The sequence below is a fragment of the Streptomyces maremycinicus genome (assembly GCF_001184025.1).
In the GTDB taxonomy this organism is placed as follows: Bacteria; Actinomycetota; Actinomycetes; order Streptomycetales; family Streptomycetaceae; genus Streptomyces; species Streptomyces maremycinicus.
On the sequence record NZ_BBYG01000010.1, the window covers coordinates 385,253 to 404,738 of the forward strand.

Sequence of the window (19,486 nt, forward strand, 5' to 3'; positions counted from 1 at the left end):
GCCCGCCGCCGACGAGCGGACCGCGGCGGTTGCTCGGCAGGCGGCCCCGGGCGGGCGGACCTCAGCGGGCGGTGTTCAGCGGGCAGTGCTCAGCGACAGCGCGAAGCGGCCCGCGCCGTCCGTCCACCAGTGACTCAACTCCATTCCGGCGGCGGCCAGTTCGGTGCGCACTCCCTCCTCCCGGAACTTCGCCGACACCTCGGTGCGCAGTTCCTCGCCGTCCTCGAAGTCGACGGCGAGGTCGAGCGCGGGAATCTTCACGGTCTGCGCCGTGAGGGAGCGCAGCCGCATCTCGATCCACTCGTTGCCCGCGTCCCACAGGGCGACGTGCTCGAAGGCGTCCGGGTCGAAGTCGGCTCCCAGTTCCCGGTTGACCACGGTCAGGACGTTCTTGTCGAACGCGGCCGTCACACCGGCCGCGTCGTCGTAGGCCCGCACCAACACGCGCTCGTCCTTGACCAGGTCGGTGCCCAGCAGCAGCGCGTCGCCCGGCGCGAGCAGCGCGCGCACCGACGCGAGGAACTCCCGGCGCTCGTCCGGCAGGAGGTTGCCGATCGTGCCGCCGAGGAAGGCGACCAGGCGCGGCCCCGGGGTGTCGGGCAGGGCCAGCACCGCCGTGAAGTCGGCGATGAGGGCGTGCACGTCCAGCCCCGGCCGCTCCGCGATCAGGGCCTGCCCGGCCTGGGTGAGGGCGCTCTCGCTGACGTCGACGGGCACGTACGTGTCCAGGCCGGTCAGCGCGTCGATCAGATAGCGGGTCTTCTCCGAGGAGCCCGAGCCGAGTTCGACGAGCGTGCGGGCACGGGCCGCCGCGGCGATCTCACCGGCCCGGTCCACGAGGATCTCGCGCTCGGCGCGCGTCGGGTAGTACTCGGGCAGTTCGGTGATCCGCTCGAACAGCTCGCTGCCGTGCGCGTCGTAGAACCACTTCGGCGGCAGCGTCTTCGGGGTGCCGGTGAGGCCGTGCCGGACGTCGGCGCGCAGGGCGGCGTCCGTGGCGTCCTCGGGGAGGGTGCGGGTGATGCGGAACGGGCTCACGTGCCGGTCTCCTCGGTCGGTGCGGGTGCCGTGTCGGTGCTCGGTTCCTTGAGCGGGGTGAGCAGGACGTCGGCGCGGCTCGCCGCGAGCAGGGTGCGGTCGGGGACCTCCTGCCAGCGCGGATCGTCGTCGTACGGTTCGGAGGCCACGACCGTGCGCGGGCCGGGCCCGGCCAGGTACCAGAGGGTGTCGCCCCAGGCGGTGGCGGTGATGGACTCCCCGTCGGTGAGGAGCAGGTTGAGGCGCGAGCCGGGCGCCGCCGCGGCGACCTCGAGCACCGTGTCCGCCATCGCCTGGCTCCCCGTGTCGCCGGCGCGCAGCCGGGCGAGGACCAGCGCCCAGACGAACGCGGAGTCGTTGCGCGCCTCCATCGACAGCAGGTCCGCGGCGGGCAGCGAACCGGTCAGCGACTCCAGTGAGCCCGGCCAGCCCGCGACCGCCCCGTTGTGGCTGAACAGCCAGGTACCGGCCGCGTAGGGCGCCGCCGCGGCCTCCGCGTCGGCGCCGGCCAGCGTCGCGTCCCGTACGGCGGCCAGCAGCGCCCGGCTGCGGACGACCCGGGCGAGGTCGGCGAAGGACAGGTCCGCCCAGATCGGCCCGGCCCGGCGGTAGCGGGCCGGTACCGGGTCCCCCTCGGCGTACCAGCCCACCCCGAAACCATCGGCGTTGACCGTCCCGTACCGCTGCCGCCGGGGTGCCCACGACTGGCGGTACAGACCGTGCGGGGGCTCCACGAGGAGCCGGCCGAGCGGCTCCCCGGACCCCAGGTAGGCGAGGTGACGGCACATCAGAGGGCCGCCGGGCGTGCGGTGCGGAACCCGGAGAAGATCTGCCGCCTGATCGGGTAGTCCCAGTTGCGGAACGTTCCCCGGCAGGCGACCGGGTCCACCGCGAACGAGCCGCCGCGCAGCACCTTGTACTCGGGGCCGAAGAACACCTCCGAGTACTCCTTGTACGGGAACATGCGGAAGCCCGGGTAGGGGAGGAAGTCGCTGGACGTCCATTCCCACACGTCGCCGATCAGCTGCCGCACCCCGAGCGGCGACGCGCCGGCCGGATAGCTGCCCGCCGGGGCCGGCCGCAGGTGGCGCTGGCCCAGGTTGGCGTGTTCGGGGGTGGGGTCGGCGTCGCCCCACGGGTAGCGCGTCGAGCCGCCGGTCGCGGGGTCGAAGCGGGCCGCCTTCTCCCACTCCGCCTCGGTGGGCAGCCGGCGTCCGGCCCAGCGGGCGTAGGCGTCGGCCTCGTACCAGCACACGTGCAGCACCGGCTCGTCCGGCGGCACGACCTCGGTGACGCCGAAGCGGCGGCGCAGCCACTGGTTGCCGTCCCGGTGCCAGAACAGCGGCGCGTGGACGCCGGTGCGGCGGATGTGGGACCAGCCCTCCTTCGTCCACCAGCGTTCCTCGTCGTAGCCGCCGTCCTCGATGAACCGCTGGTACGCGCCGTTCGTCACCGGGGTGGTGTCGATGTGGAAGGCGGCCACCTCGCGCCGGTGCGCCGGCCGTTCGTTGTCGAGCGCCCAGGGTTCGCCGGAGGTGCCCATGGTGAACGGACCGCCGGGCACGAGGACTTCGGCGGGGCCGGTGAACAGCGGCACCGGGTCCGGGTCGGGCGCGGTGAGGGCCTGCGGACCGGTCCGCAGCTGATGGGTGATCAGCATCGTCTCGTCGTGCTGCTGTTCGTGCTGCGCGATCATCCCGAAGGCGAATCCCGCCTCCGTCAGCCGGGTGCCGCCGAAGTCGGCGGACTCCAGCAGGTCCATCACCCGGCCGCGCACCTCCGCCGCGTACCGGCGGGCCTCGACCGGCGGCAGCAGCGGCAGGGTGGGCCGTTCGGCGCGCGAGTGCTCGAACGCGTCGTACAGGCCGTCGATCTCGGGGCGCATCGCCTCACGGCCGGCCACCGCGCGCAGCAGCCACAGCTCCTCCTGGTTGCCGATGTGCGCGAGGTCCCACACCAGGGGGGACATCAGCGGCGAGTGCTGGGCGGTGAGGTCGGGCTCCTCGACGCAGCTCGTCAGGAGCGTGGTGCGCTCCCGGGCCGTGGTGAGGGAGGCGAGGACCCGGGCGCGGAGCGTCTCGGCGTCCGGTGCGGGGCCGCCGTCCGGGCGGGGAACGGTGTCCAGGGCCGGCCCGGTGTCCAGGGCGGGGTCGGTCATGTGCGGAGGTCCTTCCCGTACGCGCGGGTGTCCGTGCCGCGCAGGCGGTCGAGCAGGTCGTCGGCGGGGGTACGTCCCTCGAGCACGTACCGCTCCAGGTAGTCCGACACGGCGGCCGTGATCCCCTCGGTGGCGCCGATGCGGGGCAGGGCCCGCAGGGCCGTGGTGAAGGCGGCGACGGCGGCCTCGTGCAGCTCCGGGTCGGTCAGGCCGTAGCGGGCCGCGTCGATCCACAGGGGATTGTGCGGGGCGGGCAGCGGCCGGGCCCGCTCGGCCAGCGGCTTCACCGCGCGGTAGACGCTCTCGGCGGCCTCCGGGTCGTCGAACAGCGCCGTCGTCACGGCGAGCGGCACGATCCAGCCGTCGTCGCCGGGTTGCGCGTCGATCATGCGCAGCTCCAGGTGGCCGCGTGGTCTGACCGGCGGGAACAGCGTGGTGAGGTGGTAGTCGAGGTCCTCCCTGGTGGGCGGTGAGGCCGACCGGGTCCACTGCCGGAACGTGAGCCGGTCGGGCACCTCCCACGGACCGCCGTCGCGCCGCACGCACATCACCGGCGCGTCCAGCACGTGCCGGGCCCAGGCCGCGCGCGGATCGCCGTTCAGGGCGGGGCCGCCCGCGCGGCCGGCGCCTATCTCCGTCCACAGCAGCTGCCGGGTGGAGCGCCAGCCGGTGGGGGCTCCACCGATCAGCGGGGAGTTGGCGAAGGCCGCCACCAGCACGGCGCCCAGCGTGTGGGACAGCCACCAGCGCCGCCCGTGCCCCAGGGGGCCGGGCTCCTCGTGTCCGGCGTCCAGGCAGACCTGCACGGAGGCCGAGGAGCACATCATGGCGCGGCCGGCCGGGCCGGTGCGGTCGAGGCAGGCCTCCATGGCGTCGTAGCGGGGCTCGTGGAGGAACCGTCGGGGTGTGCGCCAGGGGTCCGTGCCGTTGCCGGAGAGTGCGAGACCCTGCTCGGCCAGGACCGCGCGGACGGCGGTCAGATCGGCGGAGACGGTGCCCACGCACTCCATCAGGGAGGCCGCGGGCGGCGAGCTCAGTTCCAGCTGACCGCCGGGTTCGACGGTGAGCGGTGAGCTCAGGGGCAGGGTGCGCAGTGCGGCGTAGGCCGCTTCGAGTCGTTCGGGCGGTACGGGGAGCCGCGGTTCGCGCAGCTCGTGGACGAGCCATTCCACTTCGACCCCGACGGTGCGGGGCGGTCCGGTCTTGAAACAGATGCCCCTGACCAGGGCCTCCACCTCGGCTTCGGTGAGGGCGCTGCGGGACGGGGTCTCGTCGGTACAGTCGCTGACTGAGTCGGACATGTCGGGATCCTCCTGAGATTCCACCATGCCACCGGTCCGGCCTCGGTGCGGCCGGACAGGCATCGCTCGTCTTACCCAAAACCCTCGAACGCGTTCGCACAAGGGTGCACAGCACGACATTCGGGACCGAGTTCAAGCTGTTTTCCAGGCGTTCCCCACCGGTCCGCGGTGTGTTCCCGCCCGGGGAAACCCTGTTGCACGCGATGTCCAGGATCGCTCACGATGCGTGTATGAGCACGACGGGGGAGCCGGGCGGGGCCCGGGAGGCCGCGCGGCGCACGGCCATGGCGTCCACGGGGGTGGCGCCATGAGCGCGCGGCTGCGCGGTATCGCGCGGGAGACGGAGGAGATCGTCGCGGCGGGGCGCTATCGCGCGTCCGACGGGCGCGAGGTGTCCCTCTCCGCGGCGATCGGGGCCGCCCGGGCGGGCACCCGGATCGCGGGTCCGGGACCGGTGGGGAAACCGGCGGGACCGGCCGTGGACCGCGCGGCGCCCGCCCCCGGTGACACACGCGTCGAGGTGACGGGCGAGAGCAGCCTGGAGGCGGCCCGCCGGCTCGTCGGCGCCGGCCCGGTCGCCGTGCTGAACTTCGCCTCCGCCCGCAATCCCGGCGGCGGCTATCTCAACGGGGCCCAGGCGCAGGAGGAGGCCCTGTGCCGGGCCTCCGCGCTGTACACCTGCCTGCTCGAGGCCCGGGAGTTCTACGACCATCACCGCGCCCACCGTGACCCGTTCTACACGGACCGCGTCATCCACTCACCGGCCGTGCCCGTCTTCCGTGACGACCGGGGCCGACTGCTCGACGAGCCCTACGGCGCCGGTTTCCTGACCGCCGCGGCCCCGAACGCGGGCGTGGTGCTGCGCAGCGCCCCGGAGCGCGCGGCCGAGCTGCCGGGCGCGCTGGCCGTCCGGGCCGAGCGGGTCCTGGAGACGGCCGCCGCGCACGGCTACCGGCGGCTGGTGCTGGGCGCGTGGGGCTGCGGGGTGTTCCGCAACGACCCCGCGCAGGTGGCGGGGGCGTTCCGGGCGCAGCTGGGCCCCGGAGGGCGGTTCGAGCGGACGTTCGAGCAGGTGGTGTTCGGCGTGCTGGACCGGACGCCGGGCCACGCGGTGCGGAGCGTCTTCGAGAAGGTGTTCGACCGCAGGGGTGCTCAGGTCCAGCCGTAGCGCTCGTGCAGACGGTGCCGGACCAGGTTGAACCGCATCCGGTCCAGTGCGCAGGCCTCACGGCGCATGCCGTCCTCGTGCAGCCGCAGGACGCGGTCGACGTCCACCCAGGAGTCCCGTCCCGAGCGGTCCCAGGGCCCGCTGCCGATCGGCACCCACTCGCGGTCCCCGTCGTGCCGCTTGCTCGACAGCTGTACGGCGAGGAAGGTCCCGCCGCTCTCCCGGGCGACGACGAGGACGGGACGGTCCTTGCCCCGGCCGTCGTTCTCCTCGAAGGGCACCCAGGTCCACACGATCTCGCCGGGGTCCGGGTCGCCGTCGTGCGCGGGGGAGTACTCGGTGCGCACCCGGCCGACCTCGCGGGGGTCGGCCTCGGTGGTGGCGGAGGGGCCGGAGCGGCCCGGGACGTCTTCATCGGTAAACGCGGTCACGGGGGCACCCTAAGCGGTGCCCCCGTGACCACGTCGTCAGCGGGTCACTTCTCCTCGACCGGCACGTGCTGCGACAGCGGGTTCGCCACCCCGTTGACGGGGGAAGCCCCGGTCGCCGCATGCCCGTTCTGGTTCATCGAGGAGAGCAGCTGACGGGCCAGCCCCAGCCCCGTGCCGCCCATGGTGAGCGCCTTGGCCAACATGTCGGCCACCCCGTCGGCGCCGTTGAGCACCACCATGTTGTCGACATTGCCGAAGGCGGACGCGCCCGCCTGCACGATCTCCGGCCACTTCTCAGCGAGTTGCTGGGCGACCACGGCCTCCTGGTTCTCGGCGAGGGCCGCGGCCCTGGCCTTGATGGCGTCGGCCTCGGCGAGCCCCTGGGCCCGGTTGGCCTCGGCCTTCGCGAGACCCTTCGCCTGTGTGGCGGCGGCCTCCGCCTCACCGGTGGAGCGGGTCTCCGTCGCCTTGGCCTCGGCCGCCGAGATCCGGGCGTCGCGCTCGGCCTCGGCCAGCGTCCGCTTCTCGTACGCCTTGGCGTCGGCCGGCTTGCGGACATCGGCCTGGAGCTGCTGCTCGCGCCGCTGCGCCTCGAGTTCGGCGACCCGCGTCTCCTGGACCACCACCTCCTGGCGGGCGGCGGCGTCGGCGAGCGGCCCGGCCTGCCGCGCCTTGGCGTTGGCCTTGTCCTGCTCGGCCTGGTACCCGGCCTTGAGGATCTCGCTGTCCCGGGTGGCCTCCGCCATCCGCCCGAACGCCAACTGCTCGGCCTCGGTGGCGAGCCGGTCGGCCTCGGCCTGCGCGATGCGCGCGTCCCGCCGTACGGCCGCCAGGTGCGGGGCGGACAGGTTCTTGATGTATCCGGTCGGGTCCTCGATCTCGTGGATCTGGAGCGAGTCCACGATCAGTCCCAGCTTCTCCATCTCCGTGCCGCACGCGGCACGGGCCTGGCCGGTCAGCTTCTCCCGGTCGCGGATCATGTCCTCGACCGTCAACCCGCCGACGATGGCCCGCAGATGACCGGCGAACACGGTGTGCACGCGCTCCGCCATCAGCTTCTGCTGGTCGAGGAAGCGGCGGGCCGCGTTGGCGATCGACACGAAGTCGTCGCCCACCTTGAAGATGACCACGCCCCGCACCTTCAGCGGGATCCCCTGGTGGGTCACGCAGTCGACGTGCAGTTCCGTCTGGTTGAGGTCGAGCGAGAGCTTGCGCACCGCCTGCATCCCGGGCGTCACGAGGGTGCCCCGCCCGGTGACGATGCGGAACCCCATTCCCTCCTCGAGGCCCTCCAGCTTGTGCTTGGAACCGGAGATGATGAGCGCCTCGTTGGGTTCCGCGACGCGCCACATCAGTTTGAACGCACCGATCAGGACGAGGACGGCACCGACTGCCGCCCCGACGATGAGACCGACTTCCATGGGTATGCACTCCCCCGGTGCAGGGTGCCCTCGGGGCACCGGACGTAACGGGAGTGTGTGCTCGCGCGCGAGCCGTGTACAGACGCGGCCGAACCCCTGTTGCCCGCTTGGTACATACGGCACACCACGGGCACGCGCCGCCTCAACCTCCGTACATGGCCGAGACGTAGACCGTCCGTGGCGGGAGGTACTCCACCACCGTGACCATCGTCCCCCGCTCGATGCGTTCGGTACCCGTGGCGGCGTAGGCGAGGAAGTGCTCGGCGCCTCCGCGCACCCGGACGATCACCTCGCCGACGAGCCCGGGCCCGACCGTTCCGGTGACCCGCCCCATGAGCCCGACCATCGCCGTATCGTCCATGGTCACAGGGTAGGGGCGGAACGCCCCCGCGCCGCACGGCTTTCCGAGGTGATCGGCTCCGGCGGCCACCTCTCGTGCCAGCGCAGCTCCGTCTCCAGTTGCGCGGCGAGCGAGATCAGCAGCGGCTCGCTGTTCGCCGGGCCGAGCAGCTGCGCGCCGACCGGCAGCCCGCCGGGCGTGAAGCCGGCCGGCACGTTGACGCCGGGCCAGCCCAGCACGTTCCACGGCCAGGCGTAGGGACAGGCGGCGATCATCGCGCGGTCGGTGGCGAATCCGCCGAGGTCCAGCATGGCCCCGATGCGGGGCGGGGGAGCGGCCGTCGTCGGCGCGAGGACGACGTCGTACGTGTCGAAGAAGCCGCCGATCCGCCGGTGCAGAACGGCCTCCGCGCGCCGGGCCGCCCGCAGCGGGGCCCCGCCGAGCAGCCGCCCCAGTCGGGCGGCGCCCAGGGTGCGCCGGTCGAGCAGCGCGGGGAAGGGAGCCTCGGCGACCCGCTCTGCGATGCCCGCGGTCGCCCGGGGCACGAAGGTGAGACCGATCTGCCCGTACGGCGGGTCGGCCTCCTCGACGACGTGCCCGAGGCCCGCCAGCGTCTCGGCGAGTCCGAGGACCCGGGCGCGCACCTCGGGGCGCAACCGGGCCGGTACGGCGGTGAACGGCGGCTTCAGCGACAGCGCGATCCGCAGCCGGCCCGGGTCACGGCCCGCCGCCGCCGAGGCGTCGACGGCCGGCGGCCGGTGCGGGTCGTGCGCGTGGTTGCCGCTGGCCGCGTCGAGCAGCAGCGCCGCGTCCCCGACCGTACGGGCCAGCGTGCCGTTGACCGTGATGCCGTGGAAGGACTCCCCGCGCGGCCAGGTGGAGACCCGGCCGCGCTGCGGCTTGATACCGACCAGATGCGTCCAGGAGGCGGGGATGCGCACCGAGCCCGCGCCGTCCGAGCCGAGCGCGGCGGGCACCAGGCCGGCGGCGACCGCGGCCGCCGAACCGCCGGAGGAGCCGCCCGGGGTGTGCTCGGTGCTCCACGGGTTGCGGGTGGCGCCGAAGGCCGGGCCCTCGGTGAAGGGCCACTGGCCCAGCTCGCAGGTGTTGGTCTTGCCGACGATCACGGCCCCGGCCGCCCGCAGCCGCCGTACCGCCTCGCCGTCCTCGGTGACCGCGGGGTGCACACCCTGGCAGCCGAAGGCGGTCGGCTCGCCCGCCACGTCCATGTCGTCCTTGACGGCGACCGGCACTCCCAGCAGGGGCCGCCGGCCCCCGGTGGCCAACTCCCGGTCGGCGGCGTCCGCTTCGGCGAGCGCGGCCTCGGCCCGCACGATCCGGAAGGCGTTGAGGGTGCCCTGGGCGGCCTCGATGCGGGCGAGCGTCCGCTCGACGAGTTCTCGGGAGGACACCTCGCCCTCGGCCAGTGCGCGGGCGGTGGCCGTCAGGCCTGCGGCTCGGTCGGGTGTCATGCGGGGCACCTCCGGGACGACGATGTCTACCGCACGGTAACGTCTGGCGGCCCGGCGGTGGAACGGCACGCGGACGGGGGCGGCCCGGCTGTCCGCCGAAGGGCGGCGGCGCGCCCCGTACGGACGTCCCACGGGCATCCGTCCGTTCCTGCGCAAAGGATTGACGTGTTCCTGCCGCACCCCTACCTTCTGATCGACTTTCCGAACTATGTTCGGAATATCGAACCGATGGATGTGCCTTGAGCCGTAGGAGAGCCGCCATGACGCCCCGTCCCCCCGCCCCGTCCCGCCGTGCCCTGCTGCGCGCGATGGCCGTCCTGCCCGCCACGGCGCTCGTGCTCGGCGAGGCCCCCGGCCTGCTCGGCACGGCCCTGGCCGCCGCACCGGCCGCGGGATCGGCCACCCGCTACACGATCGTGCCGTTCCTCAACAGCGACGACGCGACGGTGAACGTCTACCAGTCCGACGACGCCACCGACTTCCGGCTGGTGCAGTCCTCCGCCTACACCCCGCCCGCCAACCGCATCCGCGACGCGAGCATCCTCAAGCACACCAACGGCTACTACTACATCGCCTACACGACCCACACCTGGCAGGACGTCAGCACCACCATCGGCTTCGCCCGCAGCTCCGACCGGGTCAACTGGACGTTCCTGTACGACTACACGCTCCCTATCGCCGATCTCTCGCGGGCCTGGGCGCCGGAGTGGTTCGTCGACAGCGACGGCAGCGTCAACGTCCTCGTGTCCTGCTCGGTGACCAGCGACGAGTGGATCTTCACCCCGTATCTGCTGAAGGCCGCCAACTCCGCGCTCACCGCCTGGAGCGCGCCGGTCGCGCTGTCCGGGATCGGCGCGAACCACATCGACACCTTCATCGTGAAGACCGGCTCGACCTACCACGCGTTCACGAAGAACGAGACGACGAAGTACATCGAGTACGGCACCGCGTCGAGCCTGGCCGGCCCCTACACGATCACCAGGACCGGTGACTGGGCGGGCTGGGGCAGCTACCGCGAGGGCCCGTCCGTCATCCAGCTCGACAACGGCGCCTGGCGGATCTTCTTCGACGGCTACGGCGACGGCAACTACTACTGGAGCGACAGCTACGACTCCTTCGCCACCTGGAGCGCGCCCAAGGCGCTGCCCGGCATCTCCGGCACGGCACGCCACTTCACGGTCATCAAGGAGACCGTGACCGGCGGCCCGGCCCTCACGAAGAACGCCACCCGCTCCTTCCGGTCCGCCAACTACACCACCCGCTACTGGCAGGAGCAGTCCGCGCTGCTCAACCTGCCCGTGGTGACCGGCTCCAGCACCACCGCCGAGAAGCAGGCGTCCACCTTCACCGTCGTGGCCGGTCTCGCCGACGCGAACGCGTACTCCTTCCGCGACGCGGCCGGCAACTACCTGCGCCACTACTCCTTCCGGGGCCGCTTCGACGCCAACGACGGCACGGCGTCCTTCGCGAGGGACGCCACCTTCATCGCCCGGACGGGCTCGGCGAGCGGTTCGGTCCGCTTCGAGTCGTACAACTACCCCGGCTACTACCTGCGCCACTACAACTACCAGCTGCGGGTGGAACAGCCGGACGGCACCGACCTGTTCCGCCAGGACAGCTCCTTCGTGGCGGCCACCCCCTGGGCCTGAGCACGCCCGCCCCGTGACGCGGTGAACCGGGCCGGGACGACGGGGCCCCGGCCCGGTGGCCTACCGGTACCGCCTCACCGGTGGTGCGGCGACGTCAGGTAGTGCTGCCGGAGCAGCTCCTTGCCGTAGTCGTTGCCGTTGGGGGTGCGGATGACGGAATGGACGTGCTTCTGGGTCGCGCCGCTGCCCTGGGTGGCGCCGTACGCGCCCGCGAGCGGGCCGGGGGCCTGGCAGTCGACCTCGATCCAGACGACGGGGCTGTGCACGCGCACGTAGAAGGCGTCGTCGTCACCGGTGCCGCCCGCCCAGGTGACGTAGGTGTCGTCGAGGTGCGCGCGCACCTCGGCCAGCGCCGCCTTCGCCACATCGGCCTTGGCGCGCCCGGTGAAGGCCCGCACGATGCCGAGCAGTTCGGTCCGCTGGGCGGCGGTGAGCGCGTTGCCGCGGATGCCGGTGTACGCCTGCACCACGTTGTCGGAGAACGCGCCCGCTGTCATCGACTCGTCGGACTTGGTGGACGACTCGATGGCGACCGCCCGCTGCGCCGCGCTGAGGGAGTTGATGAAGGCGAGGCCGGCGACGACCTCCTCGTGGCAGACGGTCACCGTCTCGCCGTCGATCTCCATCGAGGTCGGCTCCGAGCCCCAGAAGCAGGGGCTCATCACGACCTGGTCGCCGAGGACGAAGTAGTTGACGACCAGATGGTGGCCGTCGAACTGGAAGCCCCAGGGTTCGGTCGCCGACGGGGTGCCCAGCACGGTCCAGTAGTAGGCGTCCTCGTTGAAGGAGTTCGTGTTGCCGATGGCCTCGCCGGCCGCCTGGTTGATCCGCCGGATCTTCTCGGTGGTCTCCAGGCCGTCGGCGCTGAGCGCGGACTTCAGCAGCGCCGTTCCCAGGGCCTTCTGGGCGTCGCTCAGGTCGGCGAGGGACACGCCCTGGCGCGCGTAGGAGTCGACGTTGCTCCACAGCCGCCACTCGGTGGAGTGGACCGTGAACTGCGTCGAGGTCCGCTGGGTGTCGGTGAGCCCGGCCAGGAAGGCGTTCGCGGCGGCGATCACCGGGGCGGTCCTCACCCCCGTGGAGTGGATCGTGAACAGGTCGTCGATCCGCTTGCCGTCGGTGGTGAGGCCGAAGAAGTCCTCGGTGATCGTCTGGTTGCCGGGACCGCCGGCACCGCCGCCCGGACCCCCGCCGGGCGCGCCGCTCGGCACCGCGCTCGGGTCGGCGGAGGCGGTGGCGGTGGCGGTGGCGGTCGCGTCGTCCGCCAGCGCGGCCCAGGCCCCGGCCCCGCCCATGGTCGCGACAGCCGTGGCACCACTGGCGAAGAAGACCTTGCGCATGAACGTGCGGCGGCTCGCGTGAGCACGGCGGCCTTCCTCGGACCGGTTCTCGTGGGCCGTCGGTTCGCCGGAGTCGAGCTCGGTCATCGTCGCTGATTCCCTTCGTCAGGGGCACGTTCCCGCTGAACGGCCGCCGACCGATCACTGTGGAGGAGCCGGCTGAGGCAGACCTGAAGCGGCCGGCGAAGGACCGCCGGAAGCGGCCTGCGCGGGGCGTCCGCACGCGCCCTGAACTGCGGTTGTGTGAGCGCGCTTAGAGTTGCTGGGAAGTCGGGACGGCGGACCGTCCGGACGTCGGGAGCGTCACCGAGAACTCGGTTCGCCCCGGTTCGCTCCGCACGTCGATCCGGCCGCCGTGCGCCTCGGTGAGGGCCGCCGCGATGGCCAGGCCCAGGCCCGTGCCGCCCTCCGCGCCGTGCGTGCGGGAGCGGGAGCCGTCGGCCCGGGTGAACCGCTCGAAGACGGTGGGAAGCAGCTCGGGCGGGATGCCCGGCCCGTCGTCCCGCACCCGGATCACACACCGGCCGGCGCCGATCCCCGCCTCCGGCGCCCCCGGGGCCTCCACGACGACGGTGACCTTGGTGCCGGCCGGTGTGTGCGCCCGGGCGTTGGCCAGCAGGTTGGCCACCACCTGATGGAGCCGGGACGGGTCGGCGACGACCGTCACGGGCCCGGCGAGGCGCAGCGCGAGCTGCCAGTCGTGCTCGCCCCCCGCGGCCCGCGCGTCCCAGACGGCCTCCGCGACCAGCGTCGCGAGGTCCACCTCGGTCCACTGGAGCGGCCGTCCCTCGTCGAGCCGGGCGAGCAGCAGCAGATCCTCCACCAGGCCGGTCATCCGGGCCGACTGGGCGGAGACCCGGTGCCAGGCCAGCTCCGGCGCGATCGTCCGGCTGCCGCCGGTCATGTACTCGGCGTACCCCGCGATCGAGGCGAGCGGGGTACGCAGCTCATGGCCGGCGTCGGCGAGGAACCGGCGCATCCGTTCCTCGGTGCGGCGACGCTCGGCGAGCGAGGACTCGACGTGGTCGATCAGCTGGTTGAGCACGAGCCCGACCTGGCCGGCCTCGGTGCCGGGGTCGGTGTCCCGCGCCGCGACCCGGGCGAGGACGGCGACCTCGCCGCGGTCGAGCGGCACCCGGGCGACCTCGGCGGCGATGGCCGCGACCCGGCCCAGCGGGCGCAGCTGCCGGCGTATGACGACGGCGGAGACACCGGCCGCGGCGGCCAGTCCGAGGCCGCCGATCACCGTCTCGACCACCACCAGACGGTCGATCACCTGCTGCACGTCGGCCATCGGGAGCCCGGCCAGGACGGGTACCCCGTCGCCGCCGATCGCGGTCACCCGGTAGGTGCCGAGGCCGGGGACCGCGCGGGTGTGCAGCGACCCGTCAGCGGTGATCCCCTTCAGGGCGGCGCGCTGGGTGCCGGTGAGGGCCCGCTGACGGCCGTCCTCGGTCACCACTTCGGCGGCGATGACCTCCCCGTCGGCGAACCGGGCCGCCAGGGTGCCGGCCGGCTGTCCGCGTTCGTTGAGGAACCCCAGGTCCGTCGCGCCGCCGGTCCGTCGCTCCAGCCCGCCCTGGCTGCGCTCGGCGGCGTCGGTGACGCGCTGGTCCAGTGCCCCGAGCAGATGGACGCGTTGGACGAGTACGGTGCTGAGCGCCATGGCCGCGCCCACGGCGACCAGGGTCACGGAGACGAAGAGCACGAGGCGCGCGCGCAGGGAGCGGCGGCCCAGACCCGTGCCGGACCGGCCCGCTCCGCGCCGCCGCCCGGGCAGGACCCTCATGCCCACTCGTCCGCGGCCCTGATCGCGTACCCCGCGCCGCGCACGGTTCGGATCATCGGCGCCCGCCCCTTGTCGATCTTGGCGCGCAGTCCGTAGATGTAGACCTCGACCAGATTCCCCTCGCCGTCGAAGGACGCGTTCCAGACGTGGTCGAGGATCTGGGCCTTGCTGAGCACCTGGTGCGGATGGCTCATGAGGAACCGGAGCAGGTCGAACTCCTTGGCGGTCAGCGTGACCGGTGCTCCGCCGCGCCGCACCTCGCGGGTGCTCTCGGCCAGCACGAGATCGCCCAGCACCCGCACGGGGCTCCGGTCGGCGCTCTCGCCGGGACCGGTCCTGCGCAGCAGACCGCGTAGCCGCAGCATGACCTCTTCCAGCGAGAACGGCTTGGTCACGTAGTCGTCCGCGCCGGCCGACAGCCCGTCGAGCCGGTGCTCCAGGGCGTCCCGCGCGGTGAGCATCAGCACGGGCAGCCGGCTGTTCTCGCCGCGCAGCCTGCGCAGCACCTCGACCCCGTCGACGTCGGGCAGCATGCCGTCGAGGACGACGACGTGCGGGGCGCAGTCCCGCGCGATCCGCAGCGCGCCGCGTCCGTCGGCCGCCGAGAAGGACTTCCAGCCCGCCTCGGTCACGGCCGCGGACAGCAGCTCGGTGAGCTCGGGCTCGTCGTCGACTATCAGCACGCGAACCGTGCCCGCACGGGTACCGGGGACGCCAGACATGGCTCGACCCTCTCTCCGTCCGCCATGAGGAGCGTGTGCGCGAGCTGAGCGCGCGCCATGGGACGGACGACCCCCCCGCCGCCGGCCCGGACGCCGGGCTCAGTGACGCGGTGAGCGGCGGACGGTCAGTACGGCGACGTCGTCGTGCCGGCGGTCGTACCCGGCGTACGCGCGGGCGTCCTCGTGCAGGGCCGCGGGCAGCTCGGTGGGGGAGAGGCCGAGGTGCTTCATCAGACGCTCGTCGACCGGGTAGAACGTGCCGTCGGGGGCGCGGGTCTCGGTCAGACCGTCGGTGGTGAGCACCAGCGTGGAACCGGCCGGGAACGCGAACCACCCGACCGTCGTGGGTTCGGCGGCCAGTTCGGCGAGCCCGAGCGGGACGCCGGTGTCCACCGCCGGGGTGGTGACGGCGCCGTCGTGCACCAACCGGGGCGGGATGTGGCCGCAGTTGACGGCCTGTGCCTCCGTTCCCGCGTCGACGCCGATGATGAGCGCGGTGACGAACCGCTCGTCTTCACCGGTCTGTTCGGCGTAGGAGTTGTGCCGGACGACGGCTGCGTCCAGGGTGTCGACGAGCGCGGTGAGCGTGGGCTCGCGGTGGGCCGCCTCCCGGAAGGCGCCGATGACGGCGAACGCCGCGCCCACGGCGGCCAGCCCCTTGCCCTGCACGTCCCCGATCAGCACCCGTGTGCCGAACGGCGAGGCGACGACGTCGTAGATGTCACCGCCGACCAGCCGGTCCTCCTGCACGGGTTCGTAGACGCCGTTGACCAGCACCTCGTCGGTGAGCAGGGGCAGCGGGTGCAGGATGTGCCGCTGCATGGCGGCGGCGGTGGACCGCAGCCGCAGCATCGCGCGCTCGCGCGCGATGCGCCGGTGGCAGGCGTAGACGGAGGCGGCGCCCAGGGCGAGGGTGAGCAGCACCAGCAGCGCGCGGTCGAGCCACCGGCCGTTGTCGTCGGCCCGCACGAGCAGGGTGAGGGTGACGAACAGCGTGGTCCACGCGGCGACGAACTTCGTCTGCTGGACGGTGCACAGCGCGGAGGCCGTGCCCGGCAGGAAGACCAGCAGCCCGAGGAGCCACACCTCGGATTCGGACAGGACCCCGAGCACCTCCACCAGGACCGTCACCGACAGCACCCCGACGACCGTCTCCGCGTTGCCCGGGGGCTCGATGGCCTCGAGGGTGTCGGCGGGACGCGTCCGACGGGGACCGGTCATGGGAACTCCCGCGCAGTGGTGATCTCTCTGTACTTTAGTCGCGCGCCGACCGCGTCACCTGAACGCCCACCGGCGGGCGGTCACGGGCGTCCCGTCACGGGTCCGCGGTCACGGGTCCGCGGTCACGGGTCCGCGGTCACGGGCGGGGCCAGGGGCGGCCGCCGATGGCCTCGATGCCGTAGTTGAAGCGCCGCAGATAGCCCGCGAAGGCGGCGATGTCCTCGTCCGGCCAGTCGGTCATCACCTGGTCCAGGATGTCCACGATCCCCTCGCGCTCCGAGTCCAGCAGGCGGGTGCCCTCGTCGGTGAGCCGGAACTTGCGGGCCATCCCGCCCTCCGGGTCGGGGATCCGCTCGACGAGCCCCGACCGCATCGCCGCCGCGGTCTGCCGGTTCAGGGTGGACGCGTCCAGGCCGAAGGCGTCGCTGAGTTCCCCGATCGACATGGGTCCCTGGACCCGGATCCGGCTCAGCAGGATGTACGCGCTGCGCTCCATGAGGCTGTTCTTGCGGCGGCCGCCCCGCTGGTTCAGGAACGTGTGGCGGCTGAGCAGCATCTGCTCGTACTCGACCTCGTGCGTCGGCGTCTCCATGTGCGCGACCTCCTGCTTCCGTGCGCCCGCTCCATCCTGGCACATGGGTGTGCACGGGCCACGGCATGTGCTTGATACATACGACATGTACGATGCACATCCTTCGAGTCCTACGCGCAGATCCTTTCCGCGGACCTTCACCGCACATCCCAAGTCGAGGAGTCCCCATGGGCGCCCCCGCTCTCCAACCCACGGCCCGCCCGGGCGCCGTGATCGCCACGCTGGCCTTCGCCGGCACCACCGCGGCGATCATGCAGACACTGGTCACCCCGCTCATCGCCGAGCTGCCGCAGATCCTGGACACCTCGTCCTCGAACGCGGCCTGGGTGATCACGGTCACCCTGCTGGTGGCCGCCGTGTGCGTGCCGGTCGTCGGCCGCCTCGGCGACCTGCTCGGCAAGCGCCGGATGCTGCTCGCCTGTTCCGTGCCGCTGATCGTGGGCTCGGTGGTGTGCGCGTTCGCCTCCGACGTCGTCACGATGATCGTGGGGCGCGGCCTCCAGGGCATGGGCATGGGCATGGTGCCGCTCGGTATCGCGCTGCTGCGGGACGTCGTCCCGGCCGAGAAGCTCAGTGGCTCCATCGCGCTGGTCAGCGCCTCGATGGGCATCGGCGGCGCGATCGGCCTGCCGCTGGCCGCCGCCGTCGCCCAGTACGCGAACTGGCGCGTGCTGTTCTGGGGCTCGGCCGCCCTGGCCGCCGTCGTCGCGGTCCTGATCTTCACCCTCGTCCCGGACGTGCCCGCCGGGGCCAAGGGCCAGCGCTTCGACCTGCCCGGCGCGATCGGCCTCGGCGTCGGCCTGGTCTCGCTGCTCCTCGCGGTCTCCAAGGGCGCCGACTGGGGCTGGGCCTCGGGCACCACCCTCGGTCTGTTCGCCGCCGCCGTCGTGGCCCTCGCGGGCTGGGGCGTGTGGGAGGTGCGCACCACCGACCCGCTGATCGACCTGCGCACCACGGCCCGGCCCCGGGTGCTCCTCACCAACCTCGCCTCGGTCTTCATCGGCTTCGGCATGTACGCGAGCATGCTGGTGATGCCGCAGCTGCTCCAGTTCCCGGAGGCCACCGGCTACGGCCTCGGCCAGTCGATGCTCGCCGCCGGTCTGTGGATGGCCCCCGGCGGCCTGATGATGATGCTGATCTCCCCGCTGGGCGGGAAGCTCACCAACGCCCGCGGTCCGAAGTTCACGCTGGTCTGCGGCGCGCTGGTGCTGGCCGCCGGATACTTCGTCTCGCTGGCCCTGATGGGTTCCGCCTGGGGCGTCATGGTGGTCACGCTCATCACCAGCGGCGGTGTGGGCCTCGCCTACGGCGCGATGCCCGCCCTGATCATGAGCTCGGTCCCGCTCACCGAGACCGCCGCCGCCAACGGCTTCAACACGCTCATGCGGTCGCTCGGCACCTCGATCGGCTCCGCCGTCATCGGCGTGATCCTCTCCCAGATGACCACGACCATGGGCGGCCACACCTTCGCCTCCGAGGACGGCTTCCGCACCGCGCTGCTGGTCGGCGGCGGGCTCGCCCTGATCTCCGCGGCCATCGCCGCCGTCATTCCGGCCGCCCGCGCGGCGGCGCCCGGCGAGGACGCGACCGGCCGGGCCGAAGTGCCCGAGCAGGCCAAGGTCTGACCCACCGGAGGGGGCGACCGCGCCGGTCGCCCCCTCCGTACCGCACCGCTTCCGCCAGGACCGCACCGCTTCGCCAGGACCGCACCGCTTCCGCCAGGTCCCTCCCCGAGGCGTGCCGTCGCGGCCGGAGCCTCGCGCGGAGGCCTACGGGCGCGCCAGCCGCCGCATCGTCAGCGCCAGGTGCAGCCGCAACCGGCCCTGGGGCGTGCGCACCGGCCACCCCAGCAGCTGCTCGGCGTGGGCCAGCCGGTCCTGGAGGGTCGAGTGATGCACGTGCGCCTCGGCCGCCGCCGATCGCAGACTCGCGGTGGCGGTGACGGCGTGCAGGGTGGTGAGCAGCCAGGGGGCGTCGGCGGCCGCCGTCTCCACGGCCAGGACGTCCGCCGGGGGTGCCGCCCCCGGCCTGACGAGGTCGGCCAGCAGCGCGATGCCGCCCAGTTCGTCGGCGTGCACGACCCGCGGGCCCGGGTCCTGCGCGGTGCCGTCCGCGGCGAAGCGGAGCGCGGTGCGGGCCGCTGCCCAGGAGTGCGGCAGGTCCGGCACGGGCACGGCGGGCCCGACCCCCACCCGGCCGGCCGGCACCGCGTCCCGGGCGTCCGCGGGCAGCACGCGCGGCCTGCCGTCGGGCGTGGCGAGCGCGCGGGCCGGGGCGGCGGGGTCCAGGCCGAGGCGGCGGGCCGCGTGCAGCCGGGCCGGTCCGGCGGCCGTGGCGTCGAGGAGCGTCTCGACCAGCGCCGGGTCGTCCAGCGGCGCCCGCCCGCGGGTGCGGTCGAGCACGACGCGGGCCGCGCCGGCCGCCCGTTCCAGGATCACGGCGTCCACGACGCTGGGCAGCGCGGCGGCGCGTTCCAGCCACAGCGCGGGTGGCCCCCCGGGCGTCAGCGGGGTGCACGGCCAGTCCGGTTCCGGTGGCAGCTCCGTGTCGCGGCGCGTGCCGTCGGGCTCCACCCGGACCCGTACCCGCCGGTCGGCGTCGACGAGCCGCGCGGGCACCCCGGCGAGCACCGCGGCCCCGCGCACCAGCGCCTCCACCCCGGCCCGGGCCTCGGCCAGCCGGTCGAAGTAGGCGATGACCCGCACGGCGGCACCGGCGTCGGGGTCCAGTGCGGTCAGGCGCCCGGCCAGCTCTTTCATACGGCCATGATGCGCCAACGGGACGTCGGCGAGGAGGGGTGCCGTGTTCGTCCGCGGGCCTGACCTCTCCGTTTGCTCAACGGCG

Annotated in this window: 17 protein-coding genes; 3 read left to right on the forward strand and 14 right to left on the reverse strand. The window is 73.4% G+C overall.

Annotation, left to right across the window (positions count from 1 at the left end):
• Positions 1–75 precede the first annotated feature (75 nt).
• The 4 genes from egtD to egtA are packed head-to-tail and all read right to left on the reverse strand — an operon-like array spanning position 76 to position 4,497.
• Positions 76–1,038 (reverse strand): L-histidine N(alpha)-methyltransferase, encoded by a 963-nt coding sequence (gene egtD, locus AOQ37_RS09285; RefSeq protein ID WP_062643129.1) that lies wholly within the window; start codon positions 1,036–1,038, stop codon positions 76–78.
• Positions 1,035–1,826 (reverse strand): ergothioneine biosynthesis protein EgtC, encoded by a 792-nt coding sequence (egtC, locus tag AOQ37_RS09290; RefSeq protein WP_062643131.1) that lies wholly within the window; start codon positions 1,824–1,826, stop codon positions 1,035–1,037. Before egtC ends, egtD begins: the two co-directional genes overlap by 4 nt.
• Positions 1,826–3,196, reverse strand: a complete 1,371-nt coding sequence (egtB, locus tag AOQ37_RS09295; RefSeq protein ID WP_062643133.1) for an ergothioneine biosynthesis protein EgtB — start codon at positions 3,194–3,196, stop codon at positions 1,826–1,828. The genes egtC and egtB overlap by 1 nt, the downstream gene beginning before the upstream one ends.
• Positions 3,193–4,497 (reverse strand): ergothioneine biosynthesis glutamate--cysteine ligase EgtA, encoded by a 1,305-nt coding sequence (egtA, locus tag AOQ37_RS09300; RefSeq protein ID WP_062643135.1) that lies wholly within the window; start codon positions 4,495–4,497, stop codon positions 3,193–3,195. The genes egtB and egtA overlap by 4 nt, the downstream gene beginning before the upstream one ends.
• A gap of 307 nt (positions 4,498–4,804) precedes the next feature.
• Here egtA and AOQ37_RS09305 point away from each other — a divergent pair, with 307 nt between their 5' ends.
• Entirely contained in the window at positions 4,805–5,665 is an 861-nt protein-coding gene (locus AOQ37_RS09305) for a TIGR02452 family protein (protein WP_062643137.1), read from the forward strand.
• Here AOQ37_RS09305 and AOQ37_RS09310 read toward each other — a convergent pair.
• The 4 genes from AOQ37_RS09310 to AOQ37_RS09325 form a co-directional block, all read right to left on the reverse strand.
• On the reverse strand, positions 5,650–6,096 hold the full coding sequence (locus AOQ37_RS09310; RefSeq protein ID WP_062643139.1) for a type II toxin-antitoxin system PemK/MazF family toxin: 447 nt from the start codon (positions 6,094–6,096) through the stop codon (positions 5,650–5,652). The genes AOQ37_RS09305 and AOQ37_RS09310 overlap by 16 nt on opposite strands.
• 44 nt (positions 6,097–6,140) lie before the next feature.
• The gene (locus AOQ37_RS09315; protein ID WP_062643141.1) at positions 6,141–7,517 is read right to left on the reverse strand and encodes a flotillin family protein; all 1,377 of its coding nucleotides are present in this window, start codon (positions 7,515–7,517) and stop codon (positions 6,141–6,143) included.
• Positions 7,518–7,659: 142 nt separating this feature from the next.
• Positions 7,660–7,878 (reverse strand): NfeD C-terminal domain-containing protein, encoded by a 219-nt coding sequence (locus tag AOQ37_RS09320; protein WP_374701488.1) that lies wholly within the window; start codon positions 7,876–7,878, stop codon positions 7,660–7,662.
• 2 nt (positions 7,879–7,880) lie between these two features.
• Positions 7,881–9,329 (reverse strand): amidase, encoded by a 1,449-nt coding sequence (locus tag AOQ37_RS09325; protein ID WP_062643592.1) that lies wholly within the window; start codon positions 9,327–9,329, stop codon positions 7,881–7,883.
• Positions 9,330–9,589: 260 nt separating this feature from the next.
• Here AOQ37_RS09325 and AOQ37_RS09330 point away from each other — a divergent pair, with 260 nt between their 5' ends.
• A complete protein-coding gene (locus AOQ37_RS09330) occupies positions 9,590–10,978 on the forward strand; it encodes a glycoside hydrolase family 43 protein (protein WP_062643145.1) in 1,389 nt (462 codons plus the stop codon).
• A gap of 74 nt (positions 10,979–11,052) precedes the next feature.
• On the opposite strand, the gene AOQ37_RS09335 is transcribed toward AOQ37_RS09330, so the two are convergent.
• From AOQ37_RS09335 to AOQ37_RS09355, 5 genes are all read right to left on the reverse strand, one after another.
• Positions 11,053–12,405 (reverse strand): DUF3500 domain-containing protein, encoded by a 1,353-nt coding sequence (locus AOQ37_RS09335; protein WP_062643147.1) that lies wholly within the window; start codon positions 12,403–12,405, stop codon positions 11,053–11,055.
• Between the two features lie 166 nt (positions 12,406–12,571).
• Entirely contained in the window at positions 12,572–14,107 is a 1,536-nt protein-coding gene (locus AOQ37_RS09340; RefSeq protein ID WP_062643149.1) for a sensor histidine kinase, read from the reverse strand.
• Positions 14,104–14,829, reverse strand: a complete 726-nt coding sequence (locus tag AOQ37_RS09345) for a response regulator transcription factor (RefSeq protein WP_062643150.1) — start codon at positions 14,827–14,829, stop codon at positions 14,104–14,106. Before AOQ37_RS09345 ends, AOQ37_RS09340 begins: the two co-directional genes overlap by 4 nt.
• Positions 14,830–14,928: 99 nt before the next feature.
• Positions 14,929–16,050, reverse strand: coding sequence for a PP2C family protein-serine/threonine phosphatase (locus AOQ37_RS09350; RefSeq protein ID WP_062643152.1), 1,122 nt, complete (start codon positions 16,048–16,050; stop codon positions 14,929–14,931).
• Positions 16,051–16,186: 136 nt separating this feature from the next.
• Complete coding sequence (locus AOQ37_RS09355; RefSeq protein WP_062643154.1) at positions 16,187–16,642, reverse strand: MarR family winged helix-turn-helix transcriptional regulator; 456 nt, start codon at positions 16,640–16,642, stop codon at positions 16,187–16,189.
• A gap of 167 nt (positions 16,643–16,809) precedes the next feature.
• Between AOQ37_RS09355 and AOQ37_RS09360 the strand changes: the two genes are divergently transcribed.
• The gene (locus tag AOQ37_RS09360; protein WP_062643157.1) at positions 16,810–18,267 is read left to right on the forward strand and encodes an MFS transporter; all 1,458 of its coding nucleotides are present in this window, start codon (positions 16,810–16,812) and stop codon (positions 18,265–18,267) included.
• A gap of 144 nt (positions 18,268–18,411) precedes the next feature.
• On the opposite strand, the gene AOQ37_RS09365 is transcribed toward AOQ37_RS09360, so the two are convergent.
• The gene (locus AOQ37_RS09365; RefSeq protein WP_062643159.1) at positions 18,412–19,401 is read right to left on the reverse strand and encodes a helix-turn-helix domain-containing protein; all 990 of its coding nucleotides are present in this window, start codon (positions 19,399–19,401) and stop codon (positions 18,412–18,414) included.
• Positions 19,402–19,486 lie beyond the last annotated feature (85 nt).

What these genes read in the sequence shown, in the direction of transcription:
- egtC (WP_062643131.1), bottom strand. Translation starts at nt 1,826, where the DNA reads ATGTGCCGTCACCTCGCCTACCTGGGGTCCGGGGAGCCGCTCGGCCGG.
- egtB (WP_062643133.1), bottom strand. Translation starts at nt 3,196, where the DNA reads ATGACCGACCCCGCCCTGGACACCGGGCCGGCCCTGGACACCGTTCCC.
- egtA (WP_062643135.1), bottom strand. Translation starts at nt 4,497, where the DNA reads ATGTCCGACTCAGTCAGCGACTGTACCGACGAGACCCCGTCCCGCAGC.
- AOQ37_RS09305 (WP_062643137.1), top strand. Translation starts at nt 4,805, where the DNA reads ATGAGCGCGCGGCTGCGCGGTATCGCGCGGGAGACGGAGGAGATCGTC.
- AOQ37_RS09315 (WP_062643141.1), bottom strand. Translation starts at nt 7,517, where the DNA reads ATGGAAGTCGGTCTCATCGTCGGGGCGGCAGTCGGTGCCGTCCTCGTC.
- AOQ37_RS09320 (WP_374701488.1), bottom strand. Translation starts at nt 7,878, where the DNA reads ATGGACGATACGGCGATGGTCGGGCTCATGGGGCGGGTCACCGGAACG.
- AOQ37_RS09325 (WP_062643592.1), bottom strand. Translation starts at nt 9,329, where the DNA reads ATGACACCCGACCGAGCCGCAGGCCTGACGGCCACCGCCCGCGCACTG.
- AOQ37_RS09330 (WP_062643145.1), top strand. Translation starts at nt 9,590, where the DNA reads ATGACGCCCCGTCCCCCCGCCCCGTCCCGCCGTGCCCTGCTGCGCGCG.
- AOQ37_RS09335 (WP_062643147.1), bottom strand. Translation starts at nt 12,405, where the DNA reads ATGACCGAGCTCGACTCCGGCGAACCGACGGCCCACGAGAACCGGTCC.
- AOQ37_RS09340 (WP_062643149.1), bottom strand. Translation starts at nt 14,107, where the DNA reads ATGAGGGTCCTGCCCGGGCGGCGGCGCGGAGCGGGCCGGTCCGGCACG.
- AOQ37_RS09345 (WP_062643150.1), bottom strand. Translation starts at nt 14,829, where the DNA reads ATGTCTGGCGTCCCCGGTACCCGTGCGGGCACGGTTCGCGTGCTGATA.
- AOQ37_RS09350 (WP_062643152.1), bottom strand. Translation starts at nt 16,050, where the DNA reads ATGACCGGTCCCCGTCGGACGCGTCCCGCCGACACCCTCGAGGCCATC.
- AOQ37_RS09355 (WP_062643154.1), bottom strand. Translation starts at nt 16,642, where the DNA reads ATGGAGACGCCGACGCACGAGGTCGAGTACGAGCAGATGCTGCTCAGC.
- AOQ37_RS09360 (WP_062643157.1), top strand. Translation starts at nt 16,810, where the DNA reads ATGGGCGCCCCCGCTCTCCAACCCACGGCCCGCCCGGGCGCCGTGATC.
- AOQ37_RS09365 (WP_062643159.1), bottom strand. Translation starts at nt 19,401, where the DNA reads ATGAAAGAGCTGGCCGGGCGCCTGACCGCACTGGACCCCGACGCCGGT.